The 15,190-nt window shown below is 46.3% G+C and carries 13 protein-coding genes, 1 CRISPR repeat array and 1 riboswitch (1 of these 15 only partly in view); of the genes, 8 read left to right on the forward strand and 5 right to left on the reverse strand.

The features are described 5' to 3' along the window. Positions 1–2,126: direct repeats of the CRISPR family, unit length 32 nt; unit sequence GTCACTTCCTTCGCGGAAGTGTGGATTGAAAT; it begins 82 nt to the left of the window's first position. Between the two features lie 513 nt (positions 2,127–2,639). The 3 genes from MUB35_RS11565 to MUB35_RS11575 all read right to left on the reverse strand — a co-directional run bounded on the left by MUB35_RS11565 (position 2,640) and on the right by MUB35_RS11575 (position 5,794). Next, complete coding sequence (locus MUB35_RS11565) at positions 2,640–4,187, reverse strand: helix-turn-helix domain-containing protein (RefSeq protein WP_244806234.1); 1,548 nt, start codon at positions 4,185–4,187, stop codon at positions 2,640–2,642. Positions 4,188–4,288: 101 nt separating this feature from the next. Further along, entirely contained in the window at positions 4,289–5,245 is a 957-nt protein-coding gene (locus MUB35_RS11570; protein ID WP_103731968.1) for a hypothetical protein, read from the reverse strand. Between the two features lie 354 nt (positions 5,246–5,599). Further along, on the reverse strand, positions 5,600–5,794 hold the full coding sequence (locus tag MUB35_RS11575) for a hypothetical protein (RefSeq protein ID WP_227210767.1): 195 nt from the start codon (positions 5,792–5,794) through the stop codon (positions 5,600–5,602). A gap of 158 nt (positions 5,795–5,952) precedes the next feature. Here MUB35_RS11575 and MUB35_RS11580 point away from each other — a divergent pair, with 158 nt between their 5' ends. From MUB35_RS11580 to MUB35_RS11600, 5 genes are all read left to right on the forward strand, one after another. Continuing rightward, positions 5,953–6,381, forward strand: coding sequence for a hypothetical protein (locus MUB35_RS11580; protein WP_227210768.1), 429 nt, complete (start codon positions 5,953–5,955; stop codon positions 6,379–6,381). Between the two features lie 96 nt (positions 6,382–6,477). Next, positions 6,478–7,776 (forward strand): vWA domain-containing protein, encoded by a 1,299-nt coding sequence (locus MUB35_RS11585; protein ID WP_227243536.1) that lies wholly within the window; start codon positions 6,478–6,480, stop codon positions 7,774–7,776. Positions 7,777–7,801: 25 nt separating this feature from the next. Next, entirely contained in the window at positions 7,802–9,316 is a 1,515-nt protein-coding gene (locus tag MUB35_RS11590; protein WP_244806305.1) for an ATP-binding protein, read from the forward strand. 101 nt (positions 9,317–9,417) lie between these two features. Further along, positions 9,418–9,555, forward strand: a riboswitch (FMN riboswitch). A gap of 67 nt (positions 9,556–9,622) precedes the next feature. Beyond that, positions 9,623–10,285 carry an ECF transporter S component gene (locus MUB35_RS11595; protein ID WP_033139683.1) on the forward strand — a complete coding sequence of 221 codons (663 nt, stop codon included), beginning with the start codon at positions 9,623–9,625 and terminating at the stop codon, positions 10,283–10,285. A 14-nt stretch (positions 10,286–10,299) separates the two neighbouring features. Continuing rightward, positions 10,300–10,785 carry a pyridoxamine 5'-phosphate oxidase family protein gene (locus MUB35_RS11600; RefSeq protein WP_054353798.1) on the forward strand — a complete coding sequence of 162 codons (486 nt, stop codon included), beginning with the start codon at positions 10,300–10,302 and terminating at the stop codon, positions 10,783–10,785. 132 nt (positions 10,786–10,917) lie between these two features. On the opposite strand, the gene MUB35_RS11605 is transcribed toward MUB35_RS11600, so the two are convergent. After that, positions 10,918–12,132 (reverse strand): enolase C-terminal domain-like protein, encoded by a 1,215-nt coding sequence (locus MUB35_RS11605; RefSeq protein ID WP_227243533.1) that lies wholly within the window; start codon positions 12,130–12,132, stop codon positions 10,918–10,920. 242 nt (positions 12,133–12,374) lie between these two features. Here MUB35_RS11605 and MUB35_RS11610 point away from each other — a divergent pair, with 242 nt between their 5' ends. The 3 genes from MUB35_RS11610 to MUB35_RS11620 all read left to right on the forward strand — a co-directional run bounded on the left by MUB35_RS11610 (position 12,375) and on the right by MUB35_RS11620 (position 14,833). Next, positions 12,375–13,292, forward strand: a complete 918-nt coding sequence (locus MUB35_RS11610; protein WP_227243531.1) for an AraC family transcriptional regulator — start codon at positions 12,375–12,377, stop codon at positions 13,290–13,292. A gap of 77 nt (positions 13,293–13,369) precedes the next feature. Next, positions 13,370–14,227, forward strand: coding sequence for a tyrosine-type recombinase/integrase (locus MUB35_RS11615; RefSeq protein WP_148393676.1), 858 nt, complete (start codon positions 13,370–13,372; stop codon positions 14,225–14,227). A gap of 345 nt (positions 14,228–14,572) precedes the next feature. Further along, on the forward strand, positions 14,573–14,833 hold the full coding sequence (locus MUB35_RS11620) for a hypothetical protein (RefSeq protein ID WP_033143765.1): 261 nt from the start codon (positions 14,573–14,575) through the stop codon (positions 14,831–14,833). On the opposite strand, the gene MUB35_RS11625 is transcribed toward MUB35_RS11620, so the two are convergent. After that, positions 14,830–15,150: a winged helix-turn-helix transcriptional regulator gene (locus MUB35_RS11625; RefSeq protein WP_244806235.1), complete on the reverse strand. Its 321-nt coding sequence runs from the start codon at positions 15,148–15,150 to the stop codon at positions 14,830–14,832. The genes MUB35_RS11620 and MUB35_RS11625 overlap by 4 nt on opposite strands. Positions 15,151–15,190 lie beyond the last annotated feature (40 nt).

The following is a 15,190-nucleotide window of genomic DNA, read 5'->3' on the forward strand; positions in this document are numbered from 1 at the left end:
AAGTGTGGATTGAAATCATGCAGCAATGTATGAAGAGGTCATAGGTGCTCTCGTCACTTCCTTCGCGGAAGTGTGGATTGAAATCGCGCTAATAAGTGAATACGCCCAGATCCGGCGCGTCACTTCCTTCGCGGAAGTGTGGATTGAAATACCTTTTGTGTATTTACCATTTATTATCCCCCTTTCGTCACTTCCTTCGCGGAAGTGTGGATTGAAATTCTTCTTTTATCACATATAATGAATGATCAAGTGTCACTTCCTTCGCGGAAGTGTGGATTGAAATGCTGACAATGTAGCGGATTATACAGTGACCAGTAGTCACTTCCTTCGCGGAAGTGTGGATTGAAATTTCCAGTATCTGCGATGCGCTTTCTTTGTCTATCGTCACTTCCTTCGCGGAAGTGTGGATTGAAATTCACGGAAATCGACATCTGTGTCATTCCCATCTGTCACTTCCTTCGCGGAAGTGTGGATTGAAATCGCTTATCAGACCGCCTGGCACTTCCATTCCCGTGTCACTTCCTTCGCGGAAGTGTGGATTGAAATTTTTCCCTGCATAGGCACCTTGGCTATGACATAGTCACTTCCTTCGCGGAAGTGTGGATTGAAATAACTGTGCGTAAAGCTCAGGAGACACCTTGACCGTCACTTCCTTCGCGGAAGTGTGGATTGAAATAAGCTCCTGTTTCCGTTTTGCGTACCTTTTGACTGTCACTTCCTTCGCGGAAGTGTGGATTGAAATATCAGATTATTTTCCATATAATCGTTGTCATAGAGTCACTTCCTTCGCGGAAGTGTGGATTGAAATAGAGATGAATGCAGACGAATGCAGAATCTAAAAAGTCACTTCCTTCGCGGAAGTGTGGATTGAAATTATATACTTTTTTCCATAATGGATACCTCTCCCTGGTCACTTCCTTCGCGGAAGTGTGGATTGAAATAATGTTTTGCTCATCAAATTTCCTCCTCTTCTTGTCACTTCCTTCGCGGAAGTGTGGATTGAAATTGTGTAGTCATCACATAAAACATAACCAAGAGCGTCACTTCCTTCGCGGAAGTGTGGATTGAAATAACCAGAAATTTGAAAATATGGTCTTATACGCGAGTCACTTCCTTCGCGGAAGTGTGGATTGAAATCCTAAATGGAGTGGCAGCGGAATTTTCGGGAAAGGTCACTTCCTTCGCGGAAGTGTGGATTGAAATATCATATTACAGTGCCTTCTTGCCGATGTCGGTGGTCACTTCCTTCGCGGAAGTGTGGCTTGAAATTATCAATGGAAGCAGGGAAAAGCTACAACAAAGGGTCACTTCCTTCGCGGAAGTGTGGATTGAAATTCCTACATTCAATTCAAGCTGATGCTTGTTCAAGTCACTTCCTTCGCGGAAGTGTGGATTGAAATTTTTGCTTCCTGCTGCCGCTCCTCCTTTCCTTGCGTCACTTCCTTCGCGGAAGTGTGGATTGAAATCCCAATGACATGCCGGTCCGTGATTATCCGCCCGGTCATTTCCTTCGCGAAAGTGTGGATTGAAATCATGCTCACCCATTACTATTTGATGGAGCATTCCCGTCACTTCCTTCGCAGAAGTGTGGATTGAAATTTGACGTTTACATCCAAAAATTCCGCTTTTGTTGGTCACTTCCTTCGCGGAAGTGTGGATTGAAATTCCAAAAGAATGTTACTCTCACAAAGTTTTTCAAGTCACTTCCTTCGCGGAAGTGTGGATTGAAATAGTCCGCCGCCTAGTCTTTATGTATACAAACCTGTCACTTCCTTCGCGGAAGTGTGGATTGAAATACCCCGCACGCCGTCACCCCAACACTCCCCCCGCTGTCACTTCCTTCGCGGAAGTGTGGATTGAAATATATGGAGGCGCCATGGGCAAATCAATGGGAAAGTCACTTCCTTCGCGTAAGTGTGGATTGAAATAGTCACATATAGATGTCAATGAGACAGAGGAACGTCACTTCCTTCGCGGAAGTGTGGATTGAAATGAGAGAATCCCCTGACCTTTGCAAGCTCATCATCTGTCACTTCCTTCGCGGAAGTGTGGATTGAAATTTTTCTTACATCTTCCCAGTTACATAACCGTTTCGTCACTTCCTTCGCGGAAGTGTCAATTGATATCAGACAAACGTCTTTCCATATAACAGTGAGAACATATCCCATATTTTCAAAGTATATCTGGATGTAGATATCCCTGTGGAAGTGAGAAAATTCGGATTTCTTGAACAGGTGCCAGAATACAATCTGGCTCCGGGATACTTGGGGATATAAAGACGGTTTTTTCAGGTCTGACACAAATCTTGGTACTGAAAAAAGCGAGGAGGAGGATAGAAGAGAAAAATTGGAGTTTCTAATGGAAACCGTAACCATTTTGTTCAACGGAGGGAAGAAAATTTATGTTTCGGACTATGCAGGGGGAGAAAATGTTGTAAAAGAATTGACAATAGATGCATGCCTCTTTGATATCGGACGGCCGTTTTGGGGACGACCGCGGGACAGAAAACCTGGACATTTGTCTCCAGTTCGGTCCGCCCGGGGAGGGGAAGATAAAGCCGGTCAGCCTGGCTGATAAAGAGGTGTTTACAGAGAACCTGTATGGCTTCTTATGAGAGATGGCAGGTAAGGGGGATGCCATCACATGACCCCTTTCCTGCACTGCACCGGCGTTACGCCTGTATAGACTTTGAACATTTTGGAAAACTGGCGGTAATCGTCATAGCCAACCGCTATGGCGATGGAACTTACGGAATCGTCTGTTGTGAGAAGAAGCTTTTTTGCCTGCTGCATGCGCAGCATGGTCAGATAATGTTTCATACTTGCGCCTGTTTCTTTTTTAAAACACTGGCTCAAATAAGAAGGGCTTACATTAAAGTCTCTGGCAATATCGCTTACAGACAGGGGCTCTGCATAGTGCTCTTCCATATAACGGAGCACCTGGCGGACGACACGGTTGCTGATATTGTGTGTCTTTACCTGCTGTTTTGCCAGAGTATGGATGCAGTCCAGGACACGGGTACAGCTTTCCTCTATGGTGCCTAACTGCGTGGTCAGAACAAGCCAGGGGCTGTCTATAGTCTCCATCAGCAGTTTGACGGACAGTTCACTTTTTAGAGATTTCAGAATGGATTCACTTACCAGGTAATACAGCTTATAGCTCATACTGGGCTTTACGATCTTGAGATACAGACGCCGGATCAACTCCGGAAGCTCCTTGCTGCTGATATCAAAGCTGAGATAATGTTCAATGGCATCAATAGTGTTCTGAATCTCATCTCTGCTAAACCAGCGCTGATGAGATTTGATATAATCATTGGAAATTGCCACTGCTTCCCGGCAGAAAAAGCGGTATGCGCAGGTCCGTTTAAAATCCTGATGTCCGCGGCTGATATCTTCCGGTCCCAGTAAAAGGTCACTGATAAAACAGTGGGAGGAAATCTGTCCGGCAGCTTTGGAAAATTCCAGGGCAAAATGGTCTGCCTGCTGCCTTCTTGTACGGATGCAGGAAGGATGGGAAGCATTTACAAGGATATAGGCAAAGGAAATATCGGAAAACACGATTTCCCCTCCCTGGTTTTCTTCCAGTATCATACTGAAATCCTCCAGGCGCAGAGCGTGCAGAAAATAATGGATGGATTTGTTTACCGGATAGTCAACCAACACGGTTTTGTCAAGCTCCCACATAAAAAGATAAAAATCCGAAGTGTTTATGTGGAGACGGTACTGCCTCTTGTATTTTTCAAATTCTTCCCGGGTGACACCGTACAGCATCGTCTTCATGGCTTCTCTGCGCTGCAGGTTTTCAAAGGCATCCGGAAAGCGGAGCTGCCAGCTCTGTGCCGGATACTGCAGCGGTATGGTGTGTTTCCATCCGGCTGCCTCGCGGAAAAAATCGTGCAGGGAATCATCCTGCTGCGTGGTTTCTGCAAAAAAGCAATTTCCGTTCGGATGCGGTTCAAACAGCAGAAAACGGCGCGCAGAGCAGGATTCATAGAGCACAGCCAGGCAGTCCTGTATGCGGGATGCCGGCCTCTGGACCATCAGGATCACTGCATCCGGGGAGAAAGATATGGCATCTTCCGCAGACGGAAGACGGTCGGTGAACAGAACCTGGTGACCGCACTGGCTTTGTGCCTTCATAAAGCCTGCTTTAAATTCTCTACTGCCGTAAACTAATATTTTCATATGCCTGTTTTTCCATCTCCTTTTTTCATTTGGTTTTCAGCATAACTAAACGGCCGGAACTCCGGGAAATCTTCCCGGTTCCGGCCTGTTTATGCTGCCTGTTATTTTATGAGACGTCCGCGTACATAACATTTATGTTTGGAAAGAATATTCTCAGCTTCAGATTCTGCCTTTTCCGGGTCGGCTGCATACAGGGAATACAGTTCCTCGATGGCACGAAGACCGAAGCCTTCACAGTTATAGTCAAAAAGTACGGCGCCGTCGGGTGCTGTGATCTCGCCTGAGAGGTGGGTAGGAATGTGCAGCACGTCACGTTCTTTTGCTGTAAACTTCTCCATGCCGTCAATGCGGACCTCCACAGATCCCTCCTGCACAATAAACAGACTGTAGAAAGGATTCTGGGCACTCCAGCTCAACTGGAAACCAGGCTCCATGCAGAGCTGCCAGATCTCCTTGTGTCCTTTTGTCTCCCAGCGGGCTACCTTCTGCCTCAGCTCGCAGCCCTCGAATCTGTAGATACACAGGCCGCTGTTGTACGGGCGGATCTGGTAAATCTGTTCCTTTGGAACCTCCTCTGTGACAGGGGTATAGGTATAGTAGAGGCTGTCTGTGCTCTGTCCGTCCTTTGCCATGTCGAATTCAGTTTTATTATATTCTTTAAAACGCAGATTGGCAATACAGTCTTCCCCCATCTGGGTTTCCTGGAACAGCTCCCTCCATATGGTTCCCGCATCGATCCAGGTAAATTTATGCGGGGTATAGGCTGAGATATGTACGATATCACCTTTGGTGCACACTGCTTTTTTGCCGCAGATTTCCGTCAGCACAGAGCCGCCGTCCACCAGAAAGGTTTCCACACCGCGGGTATGTTCGTGGTAGCACATTTCATGGTTGGGGTCCACGTAAACAGTGTCCAGCAGTTCATTGTGCTGGTATGGCCCATAAGGTTCAATCAGATATTTGGAGTAGGTTTTCTTCCCTCCGTAGTATTCATCAAAGTCCATAAGCCAGGTCTTTTCCGGATCAATGTGGATGTCGTGCAGGGTATACTTTGTCATAATGTGTCCTCCTAATTTTTTCTTTTTGTCGGTTACGGTCATGCGGATGATACTGTCCGCTGATAAATTGTGGTTATATTATAACAGAGATTCTTTTCTTTCCGGTGTCTTTATTTTGGTAAAATGTGTGCTTTTTATCGTAAGATGCCTCCATGTGGTAAAAAGGGATATAAAGCTTAAAAACCATGTGTTCTTAGTATATCAGAATGGAAGATGAGAAGATGTTTTTGGTATAAAGTGTGGTTTTTTTCGACGAAGCGGTCTTCAGTCCTTTTTCTCATAGGTGGTCAGCGTTTTCCCGAATATCTGATAGTAAGGCTTTTCCTCCCTGTGCTTCAGGATGAAATATCAGATTCAGTCATCCGGCAGAATACACACGACAGACAGGCCCGGTCCCTCCACAATATTCCATCGGCAGATGAAAATGCGTTCACAAAGCAGGACAATCAGCATTCCCACAATACACTGCAGAAGAAAGTCGGTTTCGTAGGTAAAAAGGTTATTTATCCCGTTGATACCCAGGTCGATAAATCCACTGAGCAGAAACATACGCCAGTCCGTCCGGTCATGTTTCCAAAAGGATTTCAGGAAAAAATAGATTCCGCCGGGAATTCTTTGGGCGTTTGGATTGCCTGACACAGAGGGGGTGTGGTATATTTAAAATAGATGTTTAACAATATTTGGCAATCGTAACGCGGAGGAATACCATGGGAGATATAAGTGACTTCCGGAAAGATGTGGAAGTGGTAGTACAGGCTCTGGAGAGACAGAAGAGAGATGACCCTTGGGAGGAAGGAGAAAAGCTGTACCGGAAATACAGGGAGACGAAAAAGAATGCCGTGCGTCTGGCCGTGGCTCTTCGCGGCTTCTTTCTGAAAGGCGGCGTTTCAAAGGAGCAGAGAGATGATTTTGGACGCTGTATACAAGATTGGATCGTGCCCGCAGTGCAGGAGCTGATCGAGGAGGATGCGGTGGAAAAAATGGCGTATCTGGAAAGCCTGGGCTGGTTTCGGGAGGAGCAGTTGGAAATCTTCATCCGGACAGCACGAGAGCGTCAGAAGACCACCTCTCTTGTGTGGCTGATGCATTTGAAAGATAAGAAGTACGGATATACGGAAAAGAGCTTTCTTATATAATTATAATGACAATAAAAAACATCCGGCTGTAGATATTCCGGGAACCCCGGAGATATCATTACCGGAAAAATACAAATATGTCATAGGGTAAAGAAAATGAGATCAAATGAAGAAAAAGCAGCTCTGGGAGTGGAAATCCTGAAAAACTGCAGAAATGAGCTTTACAGTTATTTCCCATATCTGGACGGCGCCTTTGCCAGCGTCTCATATGAGGCAGGCAAAGGGGTAAAGGGAATCGGTACGGAGGGAAATGTATTTTATTTTGACCCTGTATTTCTGCTGGCAGGCTACGGGAATAATCCGGAGGTAATCCGCAGGGGATATCTGCACATGATGCTGCACTGTTTGTACCTGCATCTGTTTTCCAACAAGGAGCAGAGGCAGGATATCTGGAATCTGGCCTGTGATATTTCCGTGGAACAAGTGATTGAGAGGGAGGCGCTGCCGGGGCTTCGCCTGCCGGACCATCCGGTCAGAAAGAGATGTTTGGAAAAACTGGGAGGGCGCAGCCTTTCCGCGGAGAGAATCTGCCGGATGCTGGTGCAGGGCGTATTTTCGGACAGTCTGGAGGAGATGCAGACTGCCTTTTGTTTTGATGACCACAGTCTCTGGACGGCGCAGCAGGATGCAGAGAGGACAGCCAGGACAAAAAGCAAGTGGGAGAAGATTCTGGCCTACACAGGACAAAACAGGCATCAGAAGAAACAAAAAACAGGAACCCGGGAAGGTGACGGTGAGGAGGAGACAGTGACCGTCGGGAAAAGCCGTTATGATTACAGGAAATTCCTGAAAAAATTTGCTGTCCCCAGGGAAGAAGTGGAGCTTGATACCGAGAGTTTTGATTATATTATGTATCATTTCGGGATGGAGCATTACGGAGATATGCCGCTTATAGAACCCTTGGAATACAAAGAGGTAAATCGTCTGGAGGAGCTGGTGATCGCAGTGGATACATCTGGGTCATGTTCCAGGGAGACGGTGCAGCAGTTTCTGGCAGAGACCTACAGTATACTCAGTGAGCGGGAGAATTTCTTCAAAAAGATGAAAGTGCACCTTGTTCAGTGTGACTGCAGGATACAGGAAGCGGTGGTCATCCATTCGGAGGAGGAGTGGAAAGCATACAGCAGGGAGATAAAAATTCAGGGACGGGGCGGGACGGATTTTCGGCCTGTATTTCAGTATGTGGCAGAGCAGAAGGAGAAGAGAGTGATCAGGCAGTTAAAAGCACTGGTTTATTTTACAGACGGCGATGGGATTTATCCGAAGTGCAGGCCCGCGTATGAGACAGCATTCGTCTTTTTGGAGGAAGGTGCCGGTATGGGCAGAGTGCCGCCATGGGCCATGAGGCTGGTGGTTTCTCATGAAAAGAAGAGAGCCGGGGATTCCCGGATATGAATTTATACCCTACAAGGAGGAAGAAATGAACATCAAAGAGGCAAAGACGGAGATCAGCAGTACACTGAAGGCCTATCATGAGAAGGACGAACAGGGCAATTATGTATTTCCTATGGTCAGGCAGAGGCCCATACTGCTCATGGGGCCGCCGGGCATCGGCAAGACCGCTGTCATGGAGCAGGTGGCAGAGGAGTGCGGTGTGGGTCTGGTCTCTTATACCATTACACATCATACGAGGCAGAGTGCTGTGGGGCTGCCGAGTATCAAAAACAGAATATACCAGGGCCGGTCTGTGAGTGTAACAGAGTATACCCTCAGTGAGATCATAGCTTCTGTCTATGAGTGCATGGAGCGCACGGGAAAAAAAGAGGGGATTCTGTTTATTGATGAAATCAACTGCGTATCCGAAACCCTGGCACCCACCATGCTGCAGTTCCTGCAGAACAAGACATTTGGAAGTCATAAAGTGCCGGAAGGCTGGCTGATCGCGGCAGCGGGAAATCCTCCGGAATACAATAAATCGGTCCGAGAATTTGACATTGTCACGCTTGACCGGGTCAGGAAGATTGATATTGAAGTGGACTGTGATGTCTGGATGGAATATGCCTGGTCACAGCAGATACACGGGGCTGTGCTTTCATATCTGAATATCAGGAAAGAAAATTTTTATCTTGTGGAAAATACGGTGGACGGTAAATTTTTTGTGACTGCAAGAGGATGGGAGGATCTATCTGAAATATTGAAAAGCTATGAGAGATTTCAGATACCTGTCACGGAGAAACTGGTGATCCAGTATCTGCAGAAAGAGGAAATCGCCAGGGACTTTGCCGTGTATTACCGGTTGTACCAAAAATACGGGACTGATTATGCCATTCCGGAAATAGCGGCAGGTACTTTGTCAAAGGAGGACTATGATAAGCGGAGGGATATGGCCCGCCAGGCTGCCTTTGAGGAGAGATTTACAGTGGCCGGCCTTCTGCTTGCCTATTTGGATCAGTCCTTTGCTACATATATCAGGGCAGACGGGAATGTCTGTGCTCTCTACGAGGCGCTGGATGATTTTAAGAAGATTTTGCATGACAGTGCAGATATGCAGGTGCTTCAGACTTTTGCGGAGAACAGAAGAAAAGAACTGGAACAGCGGATACTGGAGGAGAAGATTACCGGAAAAGAGGCAGCAGTACAGGCGTGGGCAGTGGGACGGCTGGAGTCCTTTACTGTATATCTGAAGGAGAGACATATTGCGGATAAAGAAGAGGGTATGGCCTGTGTACGGGAGCTTTTCGGGCAGGAAGTGAAAAAGAGGCAGAAAATCGTAAAACAGGCGGGAGAAAATCTGGAACATGCATTTCAGTTTCTGGCGGATGCTTTTGGTGAGGAGCAGGAGATGGTGCTCTTTGTAACCGGACTATCCAAAAGCGAAAGAGCCATGGAATTTATAAACAGCAATGGAAGTGATGCGTATTTTCAATATAGTGAAGCTCTGCTTTATCGGAAAAAGGAGGAGGAGTTAAGAAAAATCTGTCTGGAAGAGATATAAACATTTTATTTCCTGTTTTTGTTTACATATGGAAGACTATGGTATATAATCAGATACAACAGATGATGTTTACTGCATTTCTGATTTCAAAAAATGAATATTGAAGTCTTTGTGGCAGGGTGTAAGTCCCTACCGATGGTATAGTCCATGACCCGCTTTTGGCGGCTGAGCTGGTGACTCCTTAATAGAAGAGGGGAATTCCAGCACCGACGGTATAGTCCGGATGAGAAAAGACATTTTCTGTGAAACTACGCCCGGAGCATATTTTTTGTTCCGGGCTCATTTTTTTGAAGGAGGATACAAACTATGAACCAGACAAACGAAACAACCAATGCAGCTTTTGACAAGGGTATGAGGGCCGGGACCGGCGCTAAAATGCGGGTGAAAAAGATTGCTTTCATCGGCCTTATGGGGGCAGTGAGCGCTGTTCTTATGCTTCTCAGGTTTCCGCTTCCTTTTATGCCGCCATTTATGTCCTTTGATCTGTCGGGGCTGATGGAGATGCTGGGGGGATTTATGTTCGGCCCCGGGGCAGCACTTATGATCATTGTGGTCAAAATACTGCTGCAGCTTGTCATGCAGGGCAGCTTTTCTCTGGGAACCGGTGAGTTACAGAATTTTATTTTAAGCTGCTGCTATGTTATGCCTGCGCTGCTGATCTATCACAGACATAAGACGAAGAAGACCGCATTGGCTGGTATGGGCGTCAGCACAGTGCTGGTTGGAGTTGTGGCGATCTTTACGAACCTGTATCTGATCATTCCGTTTTATGTGCGGTTGTTTGGCATGACCATGGATGAGATCATTTCCATGTGCAGTGCAGTAAACCCGGCCATGAAAAATGCTTTTTCCATGGCAGTCTTAGGAATCCTGCCGTTCAATTTGATAAAGTACGGAGTGACGTCAGTCCTGACATTTCTGTTATATAAAAGGTTAAGCAGAGTGATCAAAAGTGTTGTAGAAAAATAAAGGGGGATAAAAAAATGAAATTTACACTGGACAAGTCCATCAGTTATGAGGAGGCCGTAGGGCGCATGTTTGAAATGCTTGGGAACAGCAAGATCATGGCACTGGCCTCAAGTCTTAACGACTATGTCATGGTAAGGAATGTAAGCTGCCTTTTTTACGATGACAAGATTTATTTTAAAACGGACAAAAATTTCAGAAAGACAAAACAGCTTCTGGAAAACCCCAGGGTAGCCATGTGCTGGAGCGGTGTTCAGGTAGAGGGGACTGCGCGAAATAAAGGCCTGGTGGTGGAGGAACCGGGAAGAAGATTTGAGGAGGGATACAAAAAATATCTGTGGGAGAGCTATAACAAATACAGTCATGAGGATACAGAAATCCTCATAGAAGTGTCGCCGGGATATGTGGAAATCTGGGATACCAGTGAGGATGGATACGCGTACCAGCTTTTTATTGATTTTGATAAAAAGTCTGTGGAGGTAAAACCGTACGATAAGAAGTAGGCAACGATTCAGCTAAAGGAATCGTTACAGAAATAGTTCTATGGGTATCACAAAGTGCTGCGCTTTGTGATACCCATAAGTAGTTTTATCTAAAATAGACCTGGAGGCGTAACCGGAAAAACTTACAGCAGACTATGGGCGGACAGCAGTGCCGTCCGGCAGGCGTGAGAAAAGCCAGCCGAAATCCATATCCGTATATGGGTATTTTGCGGCTTCCTTTTCATCAAAATCAATTCCGATTCCCGGGCGGTCACTGATATAGGCATATCCGTTTCTGACTTCCGGGCATCCCGGAAAAATCGCCTTTTCCGCTTCGCAGAATCCGCTGAACTCCTGAATGCCAAAGTTGGTACAGGACAGATCCAGATGCATCTGCGCAGCCATTCCCACAGGCGACAGGTCATTGGGGCCGTGAAAGGCGGTGCGTACACCAAAGGCTTCGCAGAAATGCGCCAGCTTTCTGGCAGGGGTAAGCCCTCCGATATCGCTTACATGAACGCGTATAAAATCAATCCACTGATTCTGTACGATAGTTTTCCACTCAGCGGGGCTGGTGAAAAGTTCTCCCATTGCCAGTGGTACAGAGGTCTGTTCCCTGATTATTTTAAAGTAACCGGCCTGTTCCGGCGGAAGGGCATCTTCAAGGAAGAACAGTTTATAAGGCTCCAATTCTTTGGCAAAGTTCAGGGTATCTGCCGGGGAAAGCCGTTCGTGCACATCATGCATGATTTCCAGGTCCCATCCGAAATCCCTTCGGATCTGCTCAAACATCTTTACCACACTCTGCATATAGGTTTTCGGATGATAGTAAGCGCCTGCAGGTGCGTTTTCTGGACGGATCATGGTCTGCATACTGCCCCCTGCGTTTCCGCCGTACAGGCCCAGGTGGCAGCGGATGTAGCGGTAGCCCTGTTCCATGTATTCGTTTATTTTATCCTCAACCTGATCCATGGTGGTTCCGTCCGCGTGGCGGTATACCGCGATTCCCTCCCGGCATTTGCCTCCGAACAGGCTGTAGAGGGGCATGCCCGCCAGCTTGCCCTTTATGTCCCAGAGTGCTTCATCCACGCCGGACAGCGCATTGTTGAGCACCGGGCCGCCGCGCCAGTAGGAGCTGCCCATCATGGACTGCCAGATATCTTCAATATTGTGGACAGACTTTCCCACCAGCATGGGTTTCAAATATTCCTCCACGGCAGTGACAACTGCTTTGCATCGCCAGGTAAAAGTGGCGCAGCCGATACCGTATAATTCAGGCTCTGAAGTTTCCACCTTCACGACTACGAGATTGACCTTTTGCGGTGCGGTGATAAAGGTTCTGATATTTCGGATTGTGATGTCTTTCATAATTACCTCCATATTTTTGCTTACTCTGCCGGATGAAAAAAAGGACTCTATGGCAGTTTCTAAAATCCGGCAGATGCGCTTTGTTATTTATTGCTGAAAGCATAACATTTTTCTGCAGGAGATTGTTGATATTATTTGGTATAAAATCACCATTTTTTAGTCAGGTGTATTCAAGATTTAGAATAAAGGGTATAATGTATTATCGGTAAAGTGAAAAACGAAAGCAAAATAGAGGTGAAAAGATGCAGATTCGGGTAAATGATTATGAGGAGCATGAACATTTCCGGGCTATCTGTGAGGACTGTTATAATGTCTCAAGAACCTGCGGCTATGACAGGCTCAGAATGTCCCATATACATAATACATGTGAAATCCTTTTGGTGGAGACAGGAGAAGCGGATTATCATATTTCAGGGAAAAAATATCATGTGGCGCCTTATGATATTCTGGTCATAGGCGCCATGGAATACCACAGGAGCGTGATTACGAATCCTCCTTATCAGAGATATGGGCTGACAGTAAAACTAGCTTATCTAAAAGGTATGATTCCGGATAAAGATATGCAGAAAATATTTTCCACACCGTCACCGGAATCATTCGTCCGGAATTATAAACGTGTCGATCCAAAGACATTTGAAAAACTTGTGTGCCTGCTCCAGGATCTGGCGGAGGAAGAACGGGGGACAAAGGAGTTCCGCACACAGATGCAGAGGGGAATCCTGACCCAGACAGCCGTTCTTCTATTCAGAACCTTCCGGATGGAGAGGAACCCGGAAGCATCGACAGCCGCGGATAAGGCTATGCGGGAAATAAAAGAGTATATTGATACTCATTTTCAGGAGCGGCTCACGCTTAAGACACTGAGCAGCCGCTTTTATCTTCATCCGACTACGATCAGCAAAGAATTCAGACGCTGCTGCGGGCATAACCTGAATAAATACATCAACACGGTCCGCATCTGCCGGGCAGCCTCCCTGCTGGAAACAGGTACAGACAGCGTGGCGGAGATTGCTGTAAAATGCGGGTATGAAAGCGAAAATACGTTCCTGAGACAGTTCCGGTCTATTATGGAGATGTCGCCTCTTCAGTACAGGAAATCAGTGAGTGTGTGGATGGGGAAAATGAGAGAGGAAAGAGAGAAGTCTGGTAAATTATGGTAATTCCTCCGCAGCGATTGCGTTATTCTCCTCAAAAGCTATAATAGTGGAAGAAAACCATACCCACAGGAGGCCTGCCAATGCAGAAAGAAATCACCTTTACCATGAAGACAGAATTGATCGAAGAATTTTCTTATCACTTATACAGCCAGGAAAAGACAGCGGCAACCATCAGAAAATATTCCACGGATTTAAAGACGTTTTTGGGATACCTGGGAACGGACAGACAGGTCCACAGAATCCGTCTTCTGGAATATAAAGAGTGGCTGAGACAGCAGTACGCAGTAAGCAGCGCCAATTCTATGCTGGCAGCAGTCAACTCCTTTTTGGATTACCTGTGTTTTCCTGAGCTGAAAGTAAAAAGTTATAAAGTGCAGAAGCGCATGTTTCTGGATTCAGAAAAAGAAATGACAAAGACGGAATACCGGAAACTGGTAGAGACAGCAAGAAAGAAGGAGAAGAGCCAGCTTGCCCTGATACTGGAGGCCATCTGTGCCACAGGGGTCAGGGTCAGCGAGCTGAAATATCTGACAGTGAAAAATCTTCAGGACGGCCGTCTGGAAGTCTGTAACAAGGGAAAGACAAGGATTGTCCTGATTCCGGAGAGCCTGCGGAAGAAACTTTTGTGCTACGCCGGAAAACAGGGTATCAAGTCAGGTCCTGTCTTCATTACCAGAAGCGGAAAGCCAAAGGACAGGAGCAACATATGGACAGAGATGAAAGTATTAGCGGAACAGGCAGGGATCAAGCCAAAGAAAGTATTCCCACACAATCTGCGCCATCTCTTTGCGCGCTCTTTTTATAAGGCCACAAATAACCTTGCCGCATTAGCGGATGTTCTGGGACACAGCAGTCTTGAAGTGACGAGGATTTATACCGCGGATACACTGAAGAAATTTCAGGGAATGATAGAACAGTTGGATTTGATCGTTCCATAAGGGAAAAGCATTAACACAACATAATAAGAATTATGTAGTTGAGATAAATGTTAATGCATCTGGTTTATAGAAATTTTAATACATATGGTAAAAAATGTCAACAAAATATACTCGGTTTGTCTTTTTTAGACAGCGGAGTATAGAAATTATCTGTAATTACCAAGTCTTAAACATATCAAAAAGGAGCCTGCAGGCAGATAAAAGCAGGCTTAAAAGAAAAGACGGCATATTCTGCTGCACCTCTCATAAGATTCCTTTAGAAGATAATCTTTTTTTACCACATAATTCTTATTATGTAGTAAGTAAGCAGCCGCAGGAAGGACAGAAAACCGGAGGGAGCAGGGTATGATTGAAACAGGTCGGAGTAAATTCCTCAAAAAGAGTAAAGAAACCAAAAGCAGAATGCCGAACCATGTAGAAGAGATGGGGCTTGGCAGAAAGCTGACAGATAAACTGAAAAACCACAGGATTGAGTATGTTACGGACATCCTGTCATGTACGGAAAATGAACTGCGGGAAACTGCAGTGCTGAATGACAGAGAAATGTCTCTGCTGCGGGAAAAGATGAGAGAATTCCAGCTTGATTTTTGGGATGAGTTGTTTTAGGAGGGGCAGATTCTGCGCCCCCAGTCGCACATAGACTCCAACACAGGAAGAAGCGTTTTGCCGAATTCCGTCAGTGCGTACTCTGTTTTTGGAGGCACAACCGGGTAAACCGTACGGCTGATTAGGCCGTCGCTTTCCAGTTCCCTGAGCTGCTGTGTCAGCATCTTGGTTGTAGCTTTTGGGATAAGCCGGTGCAGTTCGCTGAACCTGAGCACCTGATTCCTCAGATGCCAGAGGATGACTGCCTTATATTTTCCGCCAATCAGATGAATGGTTGCCTCCACAGGGCAGGTGTAAGTGTCGCTGCATACTTTCATTTTGATGTTCCTTTCTTTTTCGTATTTTCCACAGCAGAGA

The sequence above is a fragment of the Blautia sp. NSJ-175 genome, from assembly GCF_022867815.1.
In the GTDB taxonomy this organism is placed as follows: Bacteria; Bacillota; Clostridia; order Lachnospirales; family Lachnospiraceae; genus Blautia; species Blautia celeris.

Excerpts from the sequence above, each read along its gene's own strand:
- MUB35_RS11590 (WP_244806305.1), top strand. The coding sequence starts at position 7,802 with ATGAACATCAAAGAGGCAAAGACGGAGATCAGCAGTACACTGAAGGCC.
- MUB35_RS11570 (WP_103731968.1), bottom strand. The coding sequence starts at position 5,245 with ATGACAAAGTATACCCTGCACGACATCCACATTGATCCGGAAAAGACC.
- MUB35_RS11600 (WP_054353798.1), top strand. The coding sequence starts at position 10,300 with ATGAAATTTACACTGGACAAGTCCATCAGTTATGAGGAGGCCGTAGGG.
- MUB35_RS11615 (WP_148393676.1), top strand. The coding sequence starts at position 13,370 with ATGCAGAAAGAAATCACCTTTACCATGAAGACAGAATTGATCGAAGAA.
- MUB35_RS11565 (WP_244806234.1), bottom strand. The coding sequence starts at position 4,187 with ATGAAAATATTAGTTTACGGCAGTAGAGAATTTAAAGCAGGCTTTATG.
- MUB35_RS11605 (WP_227243533.1), bottom strand. The coding sequence starts at position 12,132 with ATGAAAGACATCACAATCCGAAATATCAGAACCTTTATCACCGCACCG.
- MUB35_RS11620 (WP_033143765.1), top strand. The coding sequence starts at position 14,573 with ATGATTGAAACAGGTCGGAGTAAATTCCTCAAAAAGAGTAAAGAAACC.
- MUB35_RS11585 (WP_227243536.1), top strand. The coding sequence starts at position 6,478 with ATGAGATCAAATGAAGAAAAAGCAGCTCTGGGAGTGGAAATCCTGAAA.
- MUB35_RS11575 (WP_227210767.1), bottom strand. The coding sequence starts at position 5,794 with ATGTTTCTGCTCAGTGGATTTATCGACCTGGGTATCAACGGGATAAAT.
- MUB35_RS11595 (WP_033139683.1), top strand. The coding sequence starts at position 9,623 with ATGAACCAGACAAACGAAACAACCAATGCAGCTTTTGACAAGGGTATG.
- MUB35_RS11610 (WP_227243531.1), top strand. The coding sequence starts at position 12,375 with ATGCAGATTCGGGTAAATGATTATGAGGAGCATGAACATTTCCGGGCT.
- MUB35_RS11580 (WP_227210768.1), top strand. The coding sequence starts at position 5,953 with ATGGGAGATATAAGTGACTTCCGGAAAGATGTGGAAGTGGTAGTACAG.
- MUB35_RS11625 (WP_244806235.1), bottom strand. The coding sequence starts at position 15,150 with ATGAAAGTATGCAGCGACACTTACACCTGCCCTGTGGAGGCAACCATT.